Annotated in this window: 17 protein-coding genes; 14 read left to right on the top strand and 3 right to left on the bottom strand. The window is 70.4% G+C overall.

Annotated elements, in window-relative coordinates; translation table 11 throughout:
* Positions 1 to 88 precede the first annotated feature (88 nt).
* The 12 genes from RMP06_RS10705 to RMP06_RS10650 are packed head-to-tail and all read left to right on the top strand — an operon-like array spanning position 89 to position 11,914.
* On the top strand, positions 89 to 1,069 hold the full coding sequence (locus tag RMP06_RS10705; RefSeq protein ID WP_310461766.1) for a BMP family lipoprotein: 981 nt from the start codon (positions 89 to 91) through the stop codon (positions 1,067 to 1,069).
* Positions 1,070 to 1,081: 12 nt separating this feature from the next.
* The gene (locus tag RMP06_RS10700) at positions 1,082 to 2,110 is read left to right on the top strand and encodes a LacI family DNA-binding transcriptional regulator (protein WP_310461765.1); all 1,029 of its coding nucleotides are present in this window, start codon (positions 1,082 to 1,084) and stop codon (positions 2,108 to 2,110) included.
* Positions 2,107 to 3,654, top strand: a complete 1,548-nt coding sequence (locus tag RMP06_RS10695) for an ABC transporter ATP-binding protein (RefSeq protein ID WP_310461764.1) — start codon at positions 2,107 to 2,109, stop codon at positions 3,652 to 3,654. The genes RMP06_RS10700 and RMP06_RS10695 overlap by 4 nt, the downstream gene beginning before the upstream one ends.
* Entirely contained in the window at positions 3,651 to 4,784 is a 1,134-nt protein-coding gene (locus RMP06_RS10690; RefSeq protein WP_310461763.1) for an ABC transporter permease, read from the top strand. Before RMP06_RS10695 ends, RMP06_RS10690 begins: the two co-directional genes overlap by 4 nt.
* Complete coding sequence (locus tag RMP06_RS10685) at positions 4,777 to 5,706, top strand: ABC transporter permease (protein WP_310461762.1); 930 nt, start codon at positions 4,777 to 4,779, stop codon at positions 5,704 to 5,706. The genes RMP06_RS10690 and RMP06_RS10685 overlap by 8 nt, the downstream gene beginning before the upstream one ends.
* Before the next feature lies 1 nt (position 5,707).
* Complete coding sequence (locus RMP06_RS10680; RefSeq protein ID WP_310461761.1) at positions 5,708 to 6,118, top strand: cytidine deaminase; 411 nt, start codon at positions 5,708 to 5,710, stop codon at positions 6,116 to 6,118.
* Positions 6,115 to 6,921, top strand: coding sequence for a purine-nucleoside phosphorylase (locus RMP06_RS10675; RefSeq protein WP_310461760.1), 807 nt, complete (start codon positions 6,115 to 6,117; stop codon positions 6,919 to 6,921). Before RMP06_RS10680 ends, RMP06_RS10675 begins: the two co-directional genes overlap by 4 nt.
* Before the next feature lie 14 nt (positions 6,922 to 6,935).
* Positions 6,936 to 7,709, top strand: coding sequence for a deoxyribose-phosphate aldolase (gene deoC / locus RMP06_RS10670; RefSeq protein WP_310461759.1), 774 nt, complete (start codon positions 6,936 to 6,938; stop codon positions 7,707 to 7,709).
* A gap of 8 nt (positions 7,710 to 7,717) precedes the next feature.
* The gene (locus tag RMP06_RS10665) at positions 7,718 to 9,031 is read left to right on the top strand and encodes a thymidine phosphorylase (RefSeq protein WP_310461758.1); all 1,314 of its coding nucleotides are present in this window, start codon (positions 7,718 to 7,720) and stop codon (positions 9,029 to 9,031) included.
* 18 nt (positions 9,032 to 9,049) lie between these two features.
* Positions 9,050 to 9,994 carry a carbohydrate kinase family protein gene (locus RMP06_RS10660; protein WP_310461757.1) on the top strand — a complete coding sequence of 315 codons (945 nt, stop codon included), beginning with the start codon at positions 9,050 to 9,052 and terminating at the stop codon, positions 9,992 to 9,994.
* A gap of 16 nt (positions 9,995 to 10,010) precedes the next feature.
* The gene (gene rbsK, locus RMP06_RS10655; RefSeq protein ID WP_310461756.1) at positions 10,011 to 10,937 is read left to right on the top strand and encodes a ribokinase; all 927 of its coding nucleotides are present in this window, start codon (positions 10,011 to 10,013) and stop codon (positions 10,935 to 10,937) included.
* 23 nt (positions 10,938 to 10,960) lie between these two features.
* Positions 10,961 to 11,914, top strand: coding sequence for a nucleoside hydrolase (locus tag RMP06_RS10650; RefSeq protein WP_310461755.1), 954 nt, complete (start codon positions 10,961 to 10,963; stop codon positions 11,912 to 11,914).
* An 11-nt stretch (positions 11,915 to 11,925) separates the two neighbouring features.
* Here RMP06_RS10650 and RMP06_RS10645 read toward each other — a convergent pair whose 3' ends face one another.
* Positions 11,926 to 12,924 (bottom strand): Bug family tripartite tricarboxylate transporter substrate binding protein, encoded by a 999-nt coding sequence (locus RMP06_RS10645; protein WP_310461754.1) that lies wholly within the window; start codon positions 12,922 to 12,924, stop codon positions 11,926 to 11,928.
* A gap of 119 nt (positions 12,925 to 13,043) precedes the next feature.
* Between RMP06_RS10645 and RMP06_RS10640 the strand changes: the two genes are divergently transcribed.
* Both RMP06_RS10640 and RMP06_RS10635 read left to right on the top strand, forming a co-directional pair.
* Entirely contained in the window at positions 13,044 to 13,517 is a 474-nt protein-coding gene (locus tag RMP06_RS10640; protein ID WP_310461753.1) for a DUF3237 domain-containing protein, read from the top strand.
* A 43-nt stretch (positions 13,518 to 13,560) separates the two neighbouring features.
* The gene (locus RMP06_RS10635) at positions 13,561 to 15,426 is read left to right on the top strand and encodes a tannase/feruloyl esterase family alpha/beta hydrolase (protein ID WP_310461752.1); all 1,866 of its coding nucleotides are present in this window, start codon (positions 13,561 to 13,563) and stop codon (positions 15,424 to 15,426) included.
* 90 nt (positions 15,427 to 15,516) lie between these two features.
* On the opposite strand, the gene RMP06_RS10630 is transcribed toward RMP06_RS10635, so the two are convergent.
* Positions 15,517 to 16,269 (bottom strand): histone H1, encoded by a 753-nt coding sequence (locus tag RMP06_RS10630; protein WP_310461751.1) that lies wholly within the window; start codon positions 16,267 to 16,269, stop codon positions 15,517 to 15,519.
* Between the two features lie 151 nt (positions 16,270 to 16,420).
* A complete protein-coding gene (locus tag RMP06_RS10625) occupies positions 16,421 to 17,554 on the bottom strand; it encodes a ribonucleotide-diphosphate reductase subunit beta (protein ID WP_310461750.1) in 1,134 nt (377 codons plus the stop codon).
* Positions 17,555 to 17,564: the final 10 nt, after the last annotated feature.

The following is a 17,564-nucleotide window of genomic DNA, read 5'->3' as shown; positions in this document are numbered from 1 at the left end:
GCGGCATTTCACCCCATCCCGACGACCAGCGTCAACTCCGCGCCCGACACACCACGCCGCTTGCGGCACCACTTCAGCGAGACCCACGATGAAGACCCCGAAAACCCTCCTTCGCCTTGCCACGCTGTCCGTCGCCCTGAGCGCCGCCCTGTCCGCCCACGCCGACCCGGCCGTCATCTTCGACATGGGCGGCAAGTTCGACAAGTCCTTCAACGAGGCCGCCTACCGGGGCATCGAGCGGTGGAAGAAGGAAACCGGCAAGCCCTACCTCGAATTCGAGATCGCCAACGAGACCCAGCGCGAGCAGGCCATCCGCCGCATGGCCGAACGTGGCGCCAGCCCGATCATCGGCATCGGCTTCGGTCAGGCGTCGAGCATCGAGAAGGTCGCCAAGGAGTTTCCGAAGCTCAAGTTCGCCATCATCGACATGGTGGTGGACGCCCCCAACGTGCAGTCGGTCGTGTTCAAGGAGCATGAAGGCAGCTTCCTCGTCGGCATGATGGCCGCGCAGGCGAGCAAGACCGGCAAGGTCGGCTTTGTCGGCGGCATGGACATCCCGCTGATCCGCAAGTTCCAGTGCGGCTACGAGCAGGGCGCGAAGTACGCCAACCCGAAGGTCGAGACCTACGCCAACATGACCGGCACCACCGGTGCAGCCTGGAACGACCCGGCCCGTGGCGGCGAGCTGACCAAGGCGCAGTTCGCCAAGGGCGCGGACGTCGTCTTCGCAGCGGCGGGCGGCACCGGCATTGGCGTCTACCAGGCCGCCAAGGACGCCGGCAAGCTGGCCATCGGTGTCGACAGCAACCAGAACCACCTGCAGCCCGGCACGATGCTGACCTCGATGCTCAAGCGCGTGGATGTGGCCGTGTACAACGTGGCAAAGAACCACACGCCGGGCATCGCCTCGCTCGGTCTGGCCGAGGGCGGCGTGGACTACGCGGTGGACGACAACAACGCCAAGCTGGTCACCGCCGACATGAAGGCCAAGGTCGATGCGGCAAAGGCCGACATCGTCAGCGGCAAGCTGAAGGTCATCGACTACATGGCCGCCAACGCCTGCAAGTGAGCCAGTGAGTCAGTGAGCCCGAGTCCCACCATCAAGGATGTCGCGGCCCGGGCGGGCGTGTCGTTCACGACCGTCTCGCATGTGCTCAACGGCACCCGCCGGGTGAGCGAGACCTCGCGCCAGCGGGTCGAGCGGGCGGTGTCCGAGATGGGGTATGTGCCCAGCGCACTGGCACGAGCGCTCAAGACCAGCGAGACGCATGTGCTGGGCGTGCTGGTGCCCAACATCACCAATCCCTTCTTCGCCGAGCTGACGCGCGGCGTGGAGGACGCGGCGCGCGGCCAGGGCTACTCGGTGTTCCTGTGCAACTGCGACGACGAACCCGCGCGGCAGCTCGGCTATGTGCAGAGCCTGCTGGCGCGGCGCGTGGACGGGCTGCTGCTGGCGAACTCGGCCGCCGAAGCCTCCACGGTGGCGGACGCGCTGAAGCAGACCCCGGTGCCCACCGTGGTGGTGGAGCGCGCCGTCGCCGGGCTGGACGCCGACCTCGTCCGCCTGGACAACACCGGCGGCGCCCGGCTGGCGACCGAGCACCTGCTCGGCCTAGGCCACCGCCGCATCGCCTGTCTGGCCGGACCGCTGGCCTTCGAGGTCAGCCGCGCCCGCGTGGCCGGCTGGCGCGAGGCGCTGGCTGCGGCGGGCATCACCCCCGCGCCCGGCTGGCTGGTCGCAGGCCCGTACAGCCCGGCACAGGGCCACGCCGCCACGCTCGGCCTGCTCGCCGACCACCCCGAGATCACCGCGATCTGCGCCGGCAACGACCTGCTCGGCATCGGCGCGCTGCGCGCTGCGGCCGAGCGCGGTGTCGCCGTGCCGGGGCAGCTCTCGGTGATCGGCTTCGACGGCATCGAGCTGGGTGGCTTCGTCCACCCGGGCCTGACGAGCGTCGGCGAGGACATCCGCGCCATCGGTGCCCGCGCCGCCGCGGTGCTGATCGAGCGCATCCGCCGCGCCGCCACGCACCACCACGGACCGGCGCGCGAACTCGTGGTGACTCCCGCGCTGATCCTGCGCGAATCGACCGGACCCGTACCCGCATGACGCCCTACCCCGCCATCGCCGTACGCATGACCGGCATCGGCAAGCGCTTCGGCGCCGTCGCCGCCAACCAGAACGTGGACCTGGTGGTGCAGACCGGCTCGGTCCACGGCCTCGTCGGCGAGAACGGCGCCGGCAAGAGCACGCTGATGTCGATCCTCTACGGCTTCTACACCGCCGACGCGGGCAGCATCGAGGTCTTCGGCCAGCCCGCGACGATCCGCAACGCCCAGGACGCCATCGCCCGCGGCATCGGCATGGTCCACCAGCACTTCATGCTCGTGGACACGCTCAGTGCGCTGGACAACGTGATGCTCGGCGCCGAGCCGCACGCGCTGCTGCACAAGGCGGAAGGCCAGGTGCGCGAGCGGCTGCGCGGGCTGATGCAGCACACAGGCCTGAACGTGGACCTCGACGCCTTGGTGGGCGACCTGCCGGTGGGCGACCAGCAGCGGCTGGAGATCCTGAAGGCGCTGTACCGGGGCGCCCGCGTGCTGATCCTCGACGAGCCGACTGCTGTGCTGACGCCGCAGGAGACGCTGCAACTGTTCGAGGTGCTCGCCCGGCTGCGCGAAGCGGACACGACGATCATCCTGATCACGCACAAGCTCAAGGAGGTGATGCGGCTGTGCGACCGCGTCACCGTGATGCGCGCCGGGCAGGTGGTGCATGAGAGCGAGATCGCCGACGCGAGCGTGGAGTCGCTGGCCGAGGCGATGGTCGGGCGCAAGGTGGCGATGGGGCGGCAGGCGGACCACGCCCTCCAGCGCGGCGCGGTGCTGGTGCAGGCGCGTGGGCTGGGGCTGCGCGACAAGCAGGGCGTGGTGCGGCTGCGGGAGTTTTCGCTGGACCTGCACGCGGGCGAGATCGTCGGCGTGGCGGGTGTGTCGGGCAATGGGCAGAGCGAGGTGCTGGAGCTGCTGTCCGGGCTGCGGGCGTCGGCGGGTGGGACGCTCCAGGTCGGCGAGCGGCAGTTCACGCCGTCGCGCTGGCTCGACCCGCGCACCGCCCGCCGCCTCGGCATCGCCCATGTGCCCGAGGACCGCTACGCCCGCGCGATGGTGATGGGCTTCGAGGCATGGGAATCCGCCGTGCTTGGTTATGAAGGTTTGCCCGGCTACAGCCAGGGCGGCTGGATGCGCCGCGCCGCGATGAAGCTCGCCACCGCGCAGATGATGGACAAGTTCGACGTGCGTCCGCGGGATCCGCAACTGGTCAGCGGCAAGTTCTCGGGCGGCAACCAGCAGAAGCTCGTGCTGGCCCGCGAACTCGGCCAGGCACCGAAGATCCTGCTGGTCGGCCAGCCGACCCGCGGCGTGGACATCGGCGCGATCGAGTTCATCCACGGCCGGCTGCGGGCGATGCGGGACGCGGGCTGCGCGGTGCTGGTGGTGTCGAGCGAGCTGGACGAGATCCTGGCGCTGGCGGATCGGGTGCTCGTGATGAACCAGGGGCGGGTGACCGGCGAGCTGCCGATCGCCGACTGCACCGAGGCGCGGCTGGGGATGCTGATGGTCGAAGGCGCAACGGAAGGGGCTGCGGCATGAGCGCGGGTCGAAGTGCGAACGCGCCGTTGCCGCGCTGGGCGGATGTCGCACTGATGCCGGCGATCAACCTGCTGGTCGCCCTGATCGCGGCGGGCGTGGTGGTGGCGCTGGTCGGGCAGAGTCCGTGGGAGGTGCTGTCGGTGCTGATCCGCGGCGCGTTCGGCACGCCGCGCGGACTGAGCTACACGCTGTACTACGCGACGACCTTCACCTTCACCGGGCTGGCGGTGGCGGTCGCCTTCCACGGCGGGCTGTTCAACATCGGCGGCGAGGGGCAGGCCATCCTCGGCGGGCTGGGCACCGGGCTGGTGGCGCTGTGGCTCGGGCCGCACCTGCCGGCGGTGGCGGTGCTGCCGCTGATGCTGGTGGGCGGGGCGCTGTTCGGGATGGTGTGGGCGGCGGTGCCGGCGTACCTGCAGGCGTACCGGGGCAGTCACGTCGTCATCACCACCATCATGTTCAACTTCCTCGCCAGCAGCCTGCTGGTCTACCTGCTGGTGAACAAGCTCAAGCCGCCGGGGTCGATGTCGGTGGAAAGCAAGTCGTTTGCCGCGTCGGCCAAGCTGCCAGCCATGCACGAACTGCTGGGCGCGCTGGGCATCGAGTGGCCGTCGTCGCCGCTGAACCTGAGCGTGGTGCTGGCGCTGCTGGCGGCGGGGGCGGTGTACCTGTTCCTGTGGCGCAGCCGGGCGGGGTACCGGCTGCGGGCGGTCGGCTCCAGCGAAAGCGCTGCCGCGTATGCCGGGATCGAGCCGAAGCACCAGGTGCTGGTCGCGATGGGCCTGTCGGGCGCGCTGGCCGGGCTGGTCGGCATGAACGAGATCGCGGGCGTGGCCGGGCGGCTGCAGCTCGACTTCGTCGGCGGCGCGGGCTTCACCGGCATCGCCGTCGCGCTGATGGGGCGCAACCACCCGGTCGGCATCCTGCTGGCGAGCCTGCTGTTCGGCGCGCTGTTCCAGGGCGGGGCCGAGGTGGCGTTCGAGGTGTCGGGCTTCAGCCGCGAGATGGTGGTGACGCTGCAGGGCTTCATCGTGCTGTTCTCGGGCGCGATGGCGTATGTGATCGCGCCGAGGGTGGCGCGACTGCTGTTCAGTCGGATGAAGGTGCAGCAGGGAGCCGCCCATGGATGAGGCGCTGATCGGGGCGCTGGTCGCGTCCACCTTGCGGGTCGCGGCGCCGCTCATCCTGTGCGCGCTGGCGGGGCTGTTGTCCGAACGGGCCGGGGTGATCGACATCGGACTGGAGGGCAAGATGCTCTTCGCCGCCTTCGCCGCTGGCACGATCGGCGTGTGGAGCGGTTCGACGGCGGTGGCGCTGCTGGCGGCGATGGGGGTGGCGGTCGTGCTGTCGTGGCTGCATGGCGTGGCGTGTGTCAGCCACCAGGGCGATCAGGTGGTCTCGGGCGTGGCGATCAACATCATCGCGGCGGGGCTGACGGCCGTGCTCGGCATCGCGTGGTTCAAGCAAGGGGGCCAGACGCCGCCCGTCAGCGACGCCGTGCGCATCCGGGCGGTGTTCCCGTCGATGGCGGACTCGCCGCTGTTCGGCCACAACGCGCTGGTGTACCTGGCGCTGCTGCTGGTACCTGCTGTCTGGTGGCTGGTGTACCGCACGCGCTTCGGCCTGCGCCTGCGGGCGGTCGGCGAAAACCCGGCGATGGTGGACGCGGCCGGCGTGTCGGTGACGCGGCTGCGCTACGCGGCGCTGACGCTGAACGGGATGCTCTGCGGGCTGGCCGGCGCCTACCTCGTGCTGGCGCAGAACGCCTCGTTCGTGCCGAACATGACGGCAGGGCGTGGCTTCATGGCGCTGGCCGCGATGATCTTCGGGCAGTGGCACCCAGTGCGGGCGCTGTGGGCCTGCCTGCTGTTCGGGGCGCTGGACGCGATCGCGATCCGCTTGCAGGGGGTGAGCCTGCCGATGGTCGGCGAGGTGCCGGTGCAGACGGTGCAGGCGCTGCCGTATCTGCTGACTGTCGTGCTGCTGGCGGGGTTCATCGGCAAGTCGGTGGCGCCGCAGGCGCTGGGTCGGGCGTATCTGAAGGAGCGGTGACATGGTGGATAAAGCTGTCTGGAACGCCTTGATCGACGCCGCCCGTGCCGCACGCCTGCAGGCACACGCCCCCTACTCACGCTTCTTGGTCGGCGCGGCCGTGCTCGACGAACACGGCCGGCTGCACGCCGGCTGCAATGTCGAGAACGCTGCTTATCCACAGGGCGTCTGCGCTGAAGCCGGGGCACTGTCAGCCATGGTGCTGGCGGGCGGGCGGAGGCTGCAGGCTGTGGTGGTGCTGGGCGACGCAGGCAGTGCGCTGGTCACGCCCTGCGGCGGCTGCCGACAGAAGCTGCGCGAGTTCGCCGCACCCGACACGCCCATCCTCATCGCCGATCCACTGCATTCCCGCGCCCTGTTCACGATGGACGAATTGCTGCCGCACAGCTTCGGCCCGGACCACCTGACATGACCGACACAGCCCTCGACCGACTCCGCGCCCGCTGCGCCGACCAGCCGCCCCGCATCGCCGTCGTGCTCGGCTCCGGCTGGGGCGGGTTGACGGCGCGGCTGCAGGACGCCGAGCGCATCCCCTATGCCGAGCTGCCCGGCTTCCCCGTCTCGACGGTGGCCGGCCACGACGGCGCACTGTGGCTCGGCCGGCTCGGCGCGCACCGGCTCGCGGTGATGAGCGGGCGCAAGCATGTCTACGAGACAGGCGAGGCGGATGGCATGAAAACCCCGCTGCGCACGCTGCGGGCGCTGGGCTGCGAGGTGCTGGTGCAGACCAACGCGGCCGGCAGCCTGCGCCCCGCGATGCCGCCGGGCAGCCTGATGGCGATCAGCGACCACCTGAACCTGTCGCAGCGTTCGCCGCTGGTCGGCGAGCCGGGGTCGGAACGTTTCGTCAGCATGGTTGACGCCTACGACCCCGCGCTGCGTCGGCACGCCCAGACCGTCGCGCAATCACTCGGCACGCCGCTGCACGAAGGCGTGTTCGCCTGGTTCCTCGGGCCGCAGTTCGAGACGCCGGCCGAGATCCGCATGATGCAAGGCTTCGGCGCCGACGCGGTCGGCATGAGCACGGTGCCCGAGACGATCATCGCCCGCCACGCCGGGATGCGCGTGCTGGCGCTGTCGCTGCTGACGAACATGGCCGCCGGGCTGTCGAACGAACAGCTCAGCCACGCCCACACGCTGGCCCAGGCGCAGGCCGCTGGCGACACGGCGGGCGATCTGCTGGCCGCCATCCTTTCCACCTTGCCGCTGCCTTGACCTTGATGACCGCCATGACGCCCACCGAAGCCGCCCGCCTGTCGCTGGCCTGTCTCGACCTCACCAGCCTCAACGACGCCGACACCGAGGCCGACATCGCCCGCCTGTGCGAGCGGGCGCAGGCATCGATCGGGCCGGTCGCCGCCGTGTGCGTCTGGCCACGGCTGGCGGCGTTTGCGCGGGCGCATTTGCCGGCGCATATCGGCGTAGCGGCGGTCGCCAACTTTCCGGAGGGCGGCACGGACGTGGAACGCGCCGTGCGGGATGCTGGCGAGATCGTGCAGGCGGGCGCGCAGGAGGTGGACGTGGTGCTGCCGTGGCGGGCGCTTCAGTCAGGGGATGACGCTGCGGCAGCGGCGGTGCTGCGGGCCGTGCGCCGGGCGTGCGAGGGGCTGACGCTGAAGGTGATCCTCGAATCGGGCGAACTCGGTGCCACCGGCGACACGGCGCTGATCACCCGCGCCAGCCGGATCGCGCTGGCCGAAGGCGCCGACTTCCTCAAGACCAGCACCGGCAAGACCACGCGCCACGCCAGCCTGAGCGCCGCCGAGGCGATGCTGGCCGCCATCGCCAGCGATGCGCAGGCACGCGAGCGTGTCGGGCTGAAGCCGTCCGGCGGGCTGCGCACGGTGGCGGACGTGCAGCCGTATCTGGCGCTGGTGGCGCAGCACCTCGGCACCGGGGCGCTGAACCCGCAGCGGTTCCGCATCGGGGCGAGCAGCCTGTATGCGGACATCGAGGCGATCCTGTCCGGCAACAGCAACGCACCGACCGGCAGCACCTACTGACTCTGCCCATGCTCCCCCAGGAAATCATCCGCACCAAGCGCGACGGCCACCCGCTGACCGCCGCGCAGATCGACGCCTTCGTGGACGGCCTCGTCACCGGCGGCTGGAGCGATGCGCAGGCGTCCGCGCTGGCGATGGCCGTCGTGCTGCGCGGCATGGACGCCGCTGAAACCGTCGCGCTGACCCAGGCGATGACGCGCAGCGGCGAAGTCCTGCGCTGGGACGATCTCGGCGACCACCCGCCGATCCTCGACAAGCACTCGACCGGCGGCGTCGGCGACAAGGTGAGCCTGATGCTGGCGCCGATCGTGGCGGCCTGCGGCGGCTGGGTGCCGATGGTGTCGGGGCGCGGCCTCGGGCACACGGGCGGCACGCTGGACAAGCTGGAGAGCCTGCCCGGCTACCGCACACAACTCACGCGGGACGAACTCGTCGCCACGCTGCGCTCGGCCGGCTGCGCCATCGTCGGCGCCTCGCCCACCGTCGCGCCCGCCGACCGGCGGCTCTACGCGATCCGCGACGTGACCGCCACCGTCGAATCCACCGCGCTGATCACCGCCAGCATCCTGTCCAAGAAGCTCGCCGCCGGGCTGCAGGCGCTGGTGATGGACGTGAAGACCGGCGACGGGGCCTTTGCATCGACACCTGAACACGCCCGCGAACTCGCGCTGAGCCTGGTGCGCGTGGCCGAGGGCGCGGGGCTGCCGACGCGGGCCATCATCACCGACATGAACCAGGTGCTCGGCCACACCGCCGGCAACGCGCTGGAGGTGCAGGAAGCCCTCGACTACCTGCGCGGCACCCGGCGCGATCCGCGGCTGCACACGCTGACCCGCACGCTCTGCGCCGAGCTGCTGGTGCTGGGCGGACTGGCCGGCGACATGGCCGACGCCGAAACGCGGGTCGATCGCGCCCTGCGCAGCGGCGAGGCGCTGGAACGGTTCGAGCGCATGGTCCACGCACAAGGTGGCCCGGCCGATGTCGGCAGCCGCAGCCGCTTGCCCAAGGCGCCGGTGCAGCGGGTCGTGGTGGCGCCGCACGCGGGTTGGGTGCAGTCGATGGCGGTGCGCGAACTGGGGGTGCTGGTGGTGACGCTCGGGGGCGGGCGGCGCACGGCCGGAGACGTGATCGACCCCAGGGTTGGATTGAGCGAGGTGTGCCAGATCGGCGATCGGCGCGAGACCGGCGAGCCGCTGGCGATCGTCCATGCCGCCACGGAGGCCGCTGCCGACGAAGCGGTTGCGCAAGTGCGGCGACTCGTCACGTTGAGCGAGGCGCCGGTCGCAGCAGGCTCGGTTATTCTCGCCGCCGCCTGCCACTGAACCCTTGCGCCCACGCCCATGACCACCCGCGCCGCCATCGCCGCCTCCATCGCCTACGACACCATCATGGTGTTCGAGGGCCAGTTCACCGACCACATCCTCCCGGACCAGATCCACAAGATCAACCTGTCCTTCCTGTCGCCGAAGATGCGCCGCGAGTACGGCGGCTGCGCCGGCAACATCGCCTACAACTACGCGCTGCTCGGCGGCGAGGCGGTGCCGATGGGCATGGTCGGCGACGACTTCGGCCCTTACCGCGAGCACAACACCCGCACCGGCGTGGACCAGAGCTGCATCGTCACCGCCGCGGACGCCTACACCGCGCAGTGCTTCATCGTCACCGACCTGTCGAACAACCAGCTCGCCGGTTTCCACCCCGGCGCGATGGGCCGCTCGGCCGAGATCCCTCTGGCGCAGGCCGGCGCGGTCACCTGCGGCCTCGTCGGGCCGGATGCGCCGGACGCTATGACGCTGCACACCCGCGAGATGGCCGAGGCGGGCATTCCCTTCGTGCTCGATCCGGGCCAGAACATCCTGCTGTTCAGCGGCGAGCAACTGCTGGCGATGATCGACCAGGCGCCGGTACTGGTCTGCAACGACTACGAGGTCGAGCTGATCTGCGACAAGACCGGCCTGACGCTCGCTGCACTGGCCGAGCGCGTCGAGACGCTGATCGTCACCCGCGGCGGCGAAGGCTCGAACGTCTACCAGCGCGGCGAGGTCCACGCCGTCGCCCCGGTGCCGGCCGCGCAGGTGAAAGACCCGACCGGCTGCGGCGACGCCTACCGCGCCGGCCTGCTGCTGGCGCTGGCGGAAGGCAAGCCGCTGCTGCAGGGTGCGCAGCTCGGCAGCGTGCTCGGCTCGATGAAGATCGCCGTGCTGGGCTGCCAGAACCACCGCCCGAGCCGCGCCGAGATCCGCGCGCAGTTCGAGCAGCACTACGGCCCCTGGCCCTTCGCCTGACCCGGAAAGCCCCGCCATGCCCGCATCGCCCACCGTCGCCGTCATCGGCAGCCTCAACATGGACCTGCGGGTGCAGACCCCGCGCCTGCCCGTCCCGGGCGAGACGCTGATCGGCACCGGCTTCAGCACCGACAGCGGCGGCAAGGGCGCCAACCAGGCGGTGGCGGCGGCGCGGATGGGGGCGGCGGTGGCCATGCTCGGCCGGGTCGGGCGGGATGCGCATGGCGCCGCGCTGGCGCAGGCACTGCGCACGGACGACATCGACACCACCGGCGTCGGCGAGGACACCGAGGCGCCCACCGGCACTGCCGTGATCGTGCTGATGCCCGATGGCGAGAACAGCATCATCGTCATCCCTGGCGCCAACCACCGCTACACGCCGGCACACGTCACGGACAGCGCCGAGGTGCTCCGGAACGCCAAGGTCGCCGTCGCGCAACTCGAGTGCCCGCTCGACACAGTGCGCGCCGCGCTGACGTTGGCGCATGGCGCAGGCGTCTGCACGGTGCTCAACGCCGCGCCCGCGCAGCCGCTCGACGACGCGCTGCTGGCCGCCGTGGACTGGCTCGTCGTCAACGAGATCGAAGCCGCGATGCTCACCGGTCTGCCCACCGACACGCCCGTGCAGATCGAAGCCGCCGCGCACGCCCTGCGCCGGCGCGGCCCGTCACAGGTCGTGGTGACGCTCGGCGCGGCTGGCCTGCTGCACATCGGCCCGGACGGTGTGCTCGCCCTGCCCGCGCCGCGGGTCACGGCGGTGGACACGACCGGCGCGGGCGATACCTTCGTCGGCGCGCTGGCGGCGGGGCTGGCCGACGGCTTGCAGATCACCGCCGCACTGACCCGCGCCCAGGTCGCCGCCGCGCTGGCCGTGACCCGGCTCGGCACCCAATCCGCCATGCCCACCCGTGCGGAGGTCGAGGTCTTCGCGCCTGCCTCCTGAATCCTGAAGCCCGAGCCGTTCCCATGACCAAGATCCTTTTCGACACCGACCCCGGCATCGACGACGCAATGGCGCTGTACCAGCTCGCCCGCGACCCGCGCGCCGAGCTGGTCGGCATCACCACCGTGTTCGGCAATGCGTCGATCGACACCACGACCCGCAACGCGCTGGCGCTGCGCGAACGTTTCGGGCTGCGCGGGGTGCCGGTGGCGCGGGGCGCGGCGCGGGCGCTGGTCAAGCCTTCCGAGGGCTTTGCGGACTTCGTGCATGGCCAGGACGGGCTGGGCGATGCCGGCACGGCCCCGGCCTCGTCCGGACACGACGCGCTCGACGGCCGCGCCGCCGCACTGTTCATCATCGAGATGGCCCGCCGCCACTCGGGCGAGCTGGTGCTGGTGCCGGTCGGCCCGCTGACCAACATCGCCCACGCGCTGCAGATCGACCCGGAGCTGCCACGCCATGTGCGCGGCGTGGTGCTGATGGGCGGCGCGTTCGGCACCCTCGGCCACGGCGGCAACATGTCCCCGGTCGCCGAGGCCAACATCCACGGCGACCCGCACGCCGCGGACCTTGTCGCCACAGCGGACTGGCCCGTCACCTTCGTCGGGCTGGACGTGACGCACCAGATCCGCATGAGCACCGCCTACCTCGACGAGATCGGCCGAGAGGGGGGCGCGCACGGCCGCTACCTGCGCGACATCACGCGCTTCTACGAGCGTTTCTACGAACCGCGCACGGGCGGTGGCATCTACAGCCACGACGCCAGCGCGGTGGCCTGCGCGCTCGACCCCGGCCTGTTCACGCTGCGCCACGGCCCGGTGCGCGTCGTCACCGACGGCATCGCCTGCGGCCAGACCGTCCAGCGCCTGCCCGGCCGGCCCGATCCGTCGCCGCACTGGGACGGCCTGCGCGACCAGGCGGTGTGCGTGGACGTGGACAGCGAGCGGGTGTTGCGGGAGTACCGGGCGCTGTTCTGAAACCGGCGGGGTCAGTCGCCCTTGAACCCGGTCGCCTTGACGGCCGCCGCCCAGCGCGTGGCCTCGGCCTTGAGCATGCGCTCGGTGTCGGCGCGCGAAGTCCCTGACACGCTGAAGCCGGCTTCCTGCAACTTGCTGCGGGTCTCCGGCGCCTGCACGGCGGCGACGATCTGGCGGTTGAGCTGATCCAGCACCGCGGCGGGTGTCCCGGCCGGCGCGAACACCGCGAACCACGCCGAGAAGTCGATCGCCGGCATCCCGGCCTCCGCGAAGGTCGGCACCTCGGGCAGCAGCGCCGAGCGTTGCGGGGCGGTGGTCGCCAGGGCGCGCATCTTGCCGCCCTTGATCTGCGCCGCGCCGAGCGCGGTGGACACGAAGGCGCCGGACACGTCACCCGCCACGATCGCCGTGACCGCATCGCCCGTGGCGCGGTAGTGGATCGGCTCGATCTTGAAACCGGCCGCGTCCGCGAACAGCTCGGCGCCAAAGTGCCCCGGCGTGCCGGCCCCGAATGTCCCCATGTTGGTCTTGTCGCCACGCGCCTTGCTCGCCTTGACCAGATCGGCCACGGTCTTGTGTGGCGACGTGGCCGGCACGACGAGCAGGAAATCCGCCCGCACCACCTCGCTCAACCCGACCAGCTCACGCGCCGGGTCGTAGGGCAGCTTGCTGAAGGCGGGCGGCGCGATGGCGATGGAGCCGACCTCGCCGAGCAGCAGGTTGTAGCCATCCGGTGCGCTCTTGGCAACCGACTGCGCGGCGATCTGGCCCCCGGCGCCGGCCTTGTTGTCCACCACGACCTGCTGCTTGAGCAGCTCGCCGAGCTTCTGCGCCAGCAGCCGGGCCACGACGTCCGGCCCGGTGCCCGGGGGGAAACCGACGGTCAGCTTCACCGGCTTGTCGGGGAAAGCGGTCTGGGCGTGTCCGGACAGCGGCAGCATCGACGCCAGCAAGGCGGTGACGGCGGCCAGCACGCGGCGGCGGGGATGGTGGGGTGAAGAGGCGTTCATGCGGGTAACTCTCGGCGAAGGTGGCGCACCGCCGCAGCGGCGGTGCCAGAACGGGCGATGATCGCGGCTGCGGTGGAGCTGTCCATAGGGGATGGCCTGATGCCGCCCGGAGTCCCGCCATGTCCGATGCCTTTCCCCCACCCCCGCCGCTCGTGCCGATGACGCGCATCGCGTGCGAAGTCGCCAGCGTCATCAGCCTGGGCGCCCTGCCGATCGGCGAGCGGCGCTATGTCCCGCTGCGGGGCGGGCGGGTCAGCGGGCCGGAGCTGAACGGCGAGATCGCGGAAGGCGGCGTCGATTGGCAGATCCTGCGCAGCGACGGCGTGATCGAGATCGCCGCGCACTACGTGATCCGCACCGACGATGGCGCGCTGATCGAGGTGCGCAGCGAGGGGCTGCGCCACGGCTCGCCCGAGGTGCTGGCGCAGTTGGCCCGTGGCGAGCCGGTGGAGCGCGACGCGATGTACTTCCGCACCGTGGTCCGCTTCGGCACATCGGCCCCGGCGTGGCAGCATCTGAACAAGGTGCTGGCGCTGGCCTGTGGTGCGCGGGAGGCCCACCTCGTGCGGCTGGATCTGTACCGCATCACCTGACCCGACACCCGACAACCGACACCTGAGAACGAGGAGACAACCCATGAACCACACCCCCTTCCGCCCGCTCCTGGGCATCAGCATCAGCATGACCCTGGCGACGGCGCTGCTGTTGTCCGCCTGCGGCACCACAAGACCCGACCTGCCGGCCGTGGCGCTGCCGCCCCCTGGCTGTGACGACAGCCTGAAGACCGCGTTCAAGCCCGACGCGCAGACCACCGTGGTGTCGGTGCGCTCGGTCAAGAAGGGCGAAAAGCTGATCGCCGTCGACTCCCCCGCGCCGATCACCACCGCCGTGGACCTGTGCCTGGTCAAGCTGCTGGTCGGCCCCGGCTTCACCGCCGAGAAGGACAAGACCGCCCGCTCGTACTCGGAAGGCATCGGCATCGAGGTGTGGCTGCCCGCCCCGGTGCAGTGGAACGACCGCATCCGCAACTACGGCGGCGGCGGCTGGGTCGGCGGCGGCCACCGCGTCTCCGACCAGATCGGCAGCAAGGTGCCCGCCCTCGTCAACGCCAACCTGGGCTACGCCGTCGGCACCACCGACGCCGGCCAGCCCTGGTCGCAGGACGGCTCGTTCACCTTCCTCTCCAGCGGCCAGATCAACCGCGAAGGCTTCCGCGATTTCTCGTGGCGCGCGATGGTCGAGCAGGCGGTCAAGACCCAGGCGCTGGTCCGGCTCTACTACGGCCGCGCCCAGCGGTTCGCCTACTACGACGGCCATTCGCAGGGCGGGCGCCAGGGCCTGAAGGTGGCACAGGAGTACCCCGAGCTGTACGACGGCTACATGATCGCCCAGCCGGCCCTCAGCATCCCCAGCTTCGGCCCCACCGGCCTGTACGCCCAGGTGGTCATGAAAACCGACCTGGGCTACAACGCCACCGACAAGCCACGCGCCGCCGCCTTCGCCAGGAAGCTCAACGAGGCCGCGGCCCGCGCCGTCGCCCAGTGCGACCAGGCGAAGCTGGGCTTCCTGCTCGACCCCTTCAGTTGCAGCTACAACCCGGCCCGCGATGCGGCGGCGCTGTGTGCGGGTGTCGCGGGGGATGGCGTGACCGGCAGCGGCGCCGATCCGGCCGTGTGCCTGAGCCGCCCGGAGGCCGACGCCATCAACAAGATCTGGTACGGCGCGACCCGCGACGGTCGCTTCGACCCGAGCCAGACCGCCGCCGCCCGCAGCGGGTTGGCGCTCGGCGACGGCCAGCTCTGGTGGACCTTCACCCGCGGCACTGGCATCGGCGGCCTGGCCACCGGGGCCGGCACCGACAACGTGGCCACGGCACTGCAGGACGTGCGCTACGCCGCCGACGCCAGCGTGACCCGCGCCGCGCCGATCCTCAACACCTCGACCCCCGAGCGCAACCGCTGGACGCAGCTCAACTACGCCGGTCTGGCCGAGGCCGTGGACCGGGGCGTGGCACAGCAGGAACTCTTCAGCCACCTCGCCACCGACAACCCGGACCTGCGCAAGCTGCGCGACCTCGGGCGCAAGGTGGTGATGTACAACGGCCTGGCCGACGACGCCATTCCACCGGCCACCGCCGTCCACTACCTCGACCGCGTGCAGGCCCGGATGGGCGGCCATGCCGAGGTGCAGAAGTTCCTGCGCATGTACATGGTGCCCGGCATGGCCCACAGCTCGCAGGGCCGGGCGCACACCGTCGGCGGCCAGAACAACACGGTCCCGATGCCGATGCTGCCCGGCAACGCCAACCAGACCCCGACCCGTGCGCAGGATCAGATGTTCAGCGCGCTACAGGACTGGGTGGAGCGCGGCGTGGCGCCCGAGGACATGCTGATCACGTCCCGCGATGGCAGCGTCAGCTATCCCGTGTGCGTCTACCCGAAGAAGACCACCTGGAACGGCACGGGTTCGGCGAAGCTGGCCAGCAGCTACACCTGCCAGTGACCGGATGATCGGGCGTGCCCCATGAAAAAAGCCCGGCGCGAACCGGGCTTTCGATGACACGTCAGCGCAGGACGCTGGCGCGCAGGCTCCTCAGGGCTTCTCGCCCGTCGGGAACGGCCAGGCAGCTTGCGGGCTGAGCGTGGTCTTGGCGGTCGAGGACGACGCCGAGGCCGGCACCGCCTTCTTGGCGGTCTTCTTCGCGGCAGGCTTGGCAGCAGCGACTTCCTTGACGGCAGCGGCCGCCTTCTTCGGTGCAGCAGCCTTCTTGGCCGGCTTGGCGACCGGCGCGGGGGCCGGTGCTTCCACAGGCGCAGGTGCGGGTGCCGGGGCGGCGACCGCTGCGGCTTTCTTGGCAGCAGGCTTCTTCGCAGCCGTCTTGGCTGGTGCCGGTGCCGCAGCAGGCGCAGGTGCGGGTGCCGGCGCAGGGGCGGGGGCGGGGGCGGGAGCCGCCACTGCAGCGACCGGTGCAGCCTTCTTCTTCGCGGCAGCCTTCTTCGGCGCAGCGGCAGGTGCAGCCACAGCCACCGGTGCAGCGGCGACTGGCGCCGGAGCGGGTGCAGCCACCGCGGCCTTCTTCGCCGAGACCTTCTTTGCAGCGGCCTTCTTGGCCGGCGCGGCGGGTGCAGCGACCGGAGCGGGTGCAGGAGCCGGAGTGGCGGCTACCGGAGCCGCCGCCTTCTTCGGCGCAGCCTTCTTCACGGCCGCCTTCTTCACAGGCGCAGCAGCAGGCGCCGGAGCCGGCGCAGCGGCCTTGGCGGCCTTTTTCGCGGGCTTGGCAGCAGGGGATGCGGCCGGTGTTGCCGCAACAGCCTTGGTGGCCGCAGCCGTCTTCTTCGATGCCATCACAGTTCTCCTAGATGAGGATGATTTTGAACACAACACACCCGGGCGCCTGAGGGTGCTCCGGGTGATCCTCGGTCCGCGAAACAGTCTGCGGGAGACGTTCGGGTGCCTTGAATGGGGGAGCGGTCAGGCTGCACGGGATGGTGTTTCATCAATCCCAGGACAGCGCGCCGCCGGTTTGGTACTCGATCACGCGGGTCTCGAAGAAGTTCCGTTCCTTCTTCAGGTCGATCATCTCGCTCATCCACGGGAAGGGGTTCTCCTCACCCGGGAACAGCTCGTCGAGACCGATCTGCACCGCACGCCGGTTGGCGATGTAGCGCAGGTAGCCCTTGAACATCGCCGCGTTCATGCCCAGCACGCCGCGGGGCATGGTGTCTTCAGCGTAGGCGTACTCCAGATCGACCGCCTTGTGGAACAGCGCAATGATCTCGGCCTTGAACTCGGCCGTCCACAGGTGCGGGTTCTCCATTTTCAGCGCGTTGATCAGGTCGATGCCGAAGTTGCAGTGCATCGACTCGTCGCGCAGGATGTACTGGTACTGCTCGGCCGCACCGGTCATCTTGTTCTGGCGGCCCAGGGCGAGGATCTGCGTGAAGCCGACGTAGAAGAACAGACCTTCCATCAGGCACGCGAACACGATCAGCGACTTCAGCAGCGTCTGGTCGGTCTCGGGCGTGCCGGTCTTGAAGTGCGGGTCCATGATCGCCTCGATGAAGGGGATCAGGAACTCGTCCTTGTCGCGGATCGACTGGACTTCGTTGTAAGCGTTGAAGATCTCGCTCTCGTCCAGACCGAGGCTCTCGACGATGTACTGGTAGGCGTGGGTGTGGATCGCCTCCTCGAACGCCTGGCGCAGCAGGAACTGGCGGCACTCGGGCGCCGTGATGTGGCGGTAGGTGCCCAGCACGATGTTGTTGGCGGCCAGCGAGTCGGCGGTGACGAAGAAGCCGAGGTTGCGCTTGACGATGCGGCGCTCGTCTTCGGTCAGACCATTCGGGTCTTTCCACAGCGCGATGTCGCGGCTCATGTTCACTTCCTGCGGCATCCAGTGGTTGGCGCAGGTGGCGAGGTACTTGTCCCAGGCCCACTTGTACTTGAACGGGACGAGCTGGTTGACGTCGGTCTTGGCGTTGATGATGCGCTTGTCGGCAGCATTGACGCGGCGCTGGCTCACGCTGGACACGGCCGTCGAAGTGGTTTCCGAAGCGGGATGAGCACCGTTCGGTTCAGCGAAATTCGAGGGGGTGGGCGCGGAGCGCGGGGTGTCTTCCCAGACCAGCATGGCTGACTTC

The organism is Sphaerotilus sp., from assembly GCF_031429695.1.
In the GTDB taxonomy this organism is placed as follows: domain Bacteria; phylum Pseudomonadota; class Gammaproteobacteria; order Burkholderiales; family Burkholderiaceae_C; genus Sphaerotilus.
The sequence above is the reverse complement of the archived record's forward strand: the minus strand, read 5'-3'. Positions and strand labels throughout refer to the sequence as shown.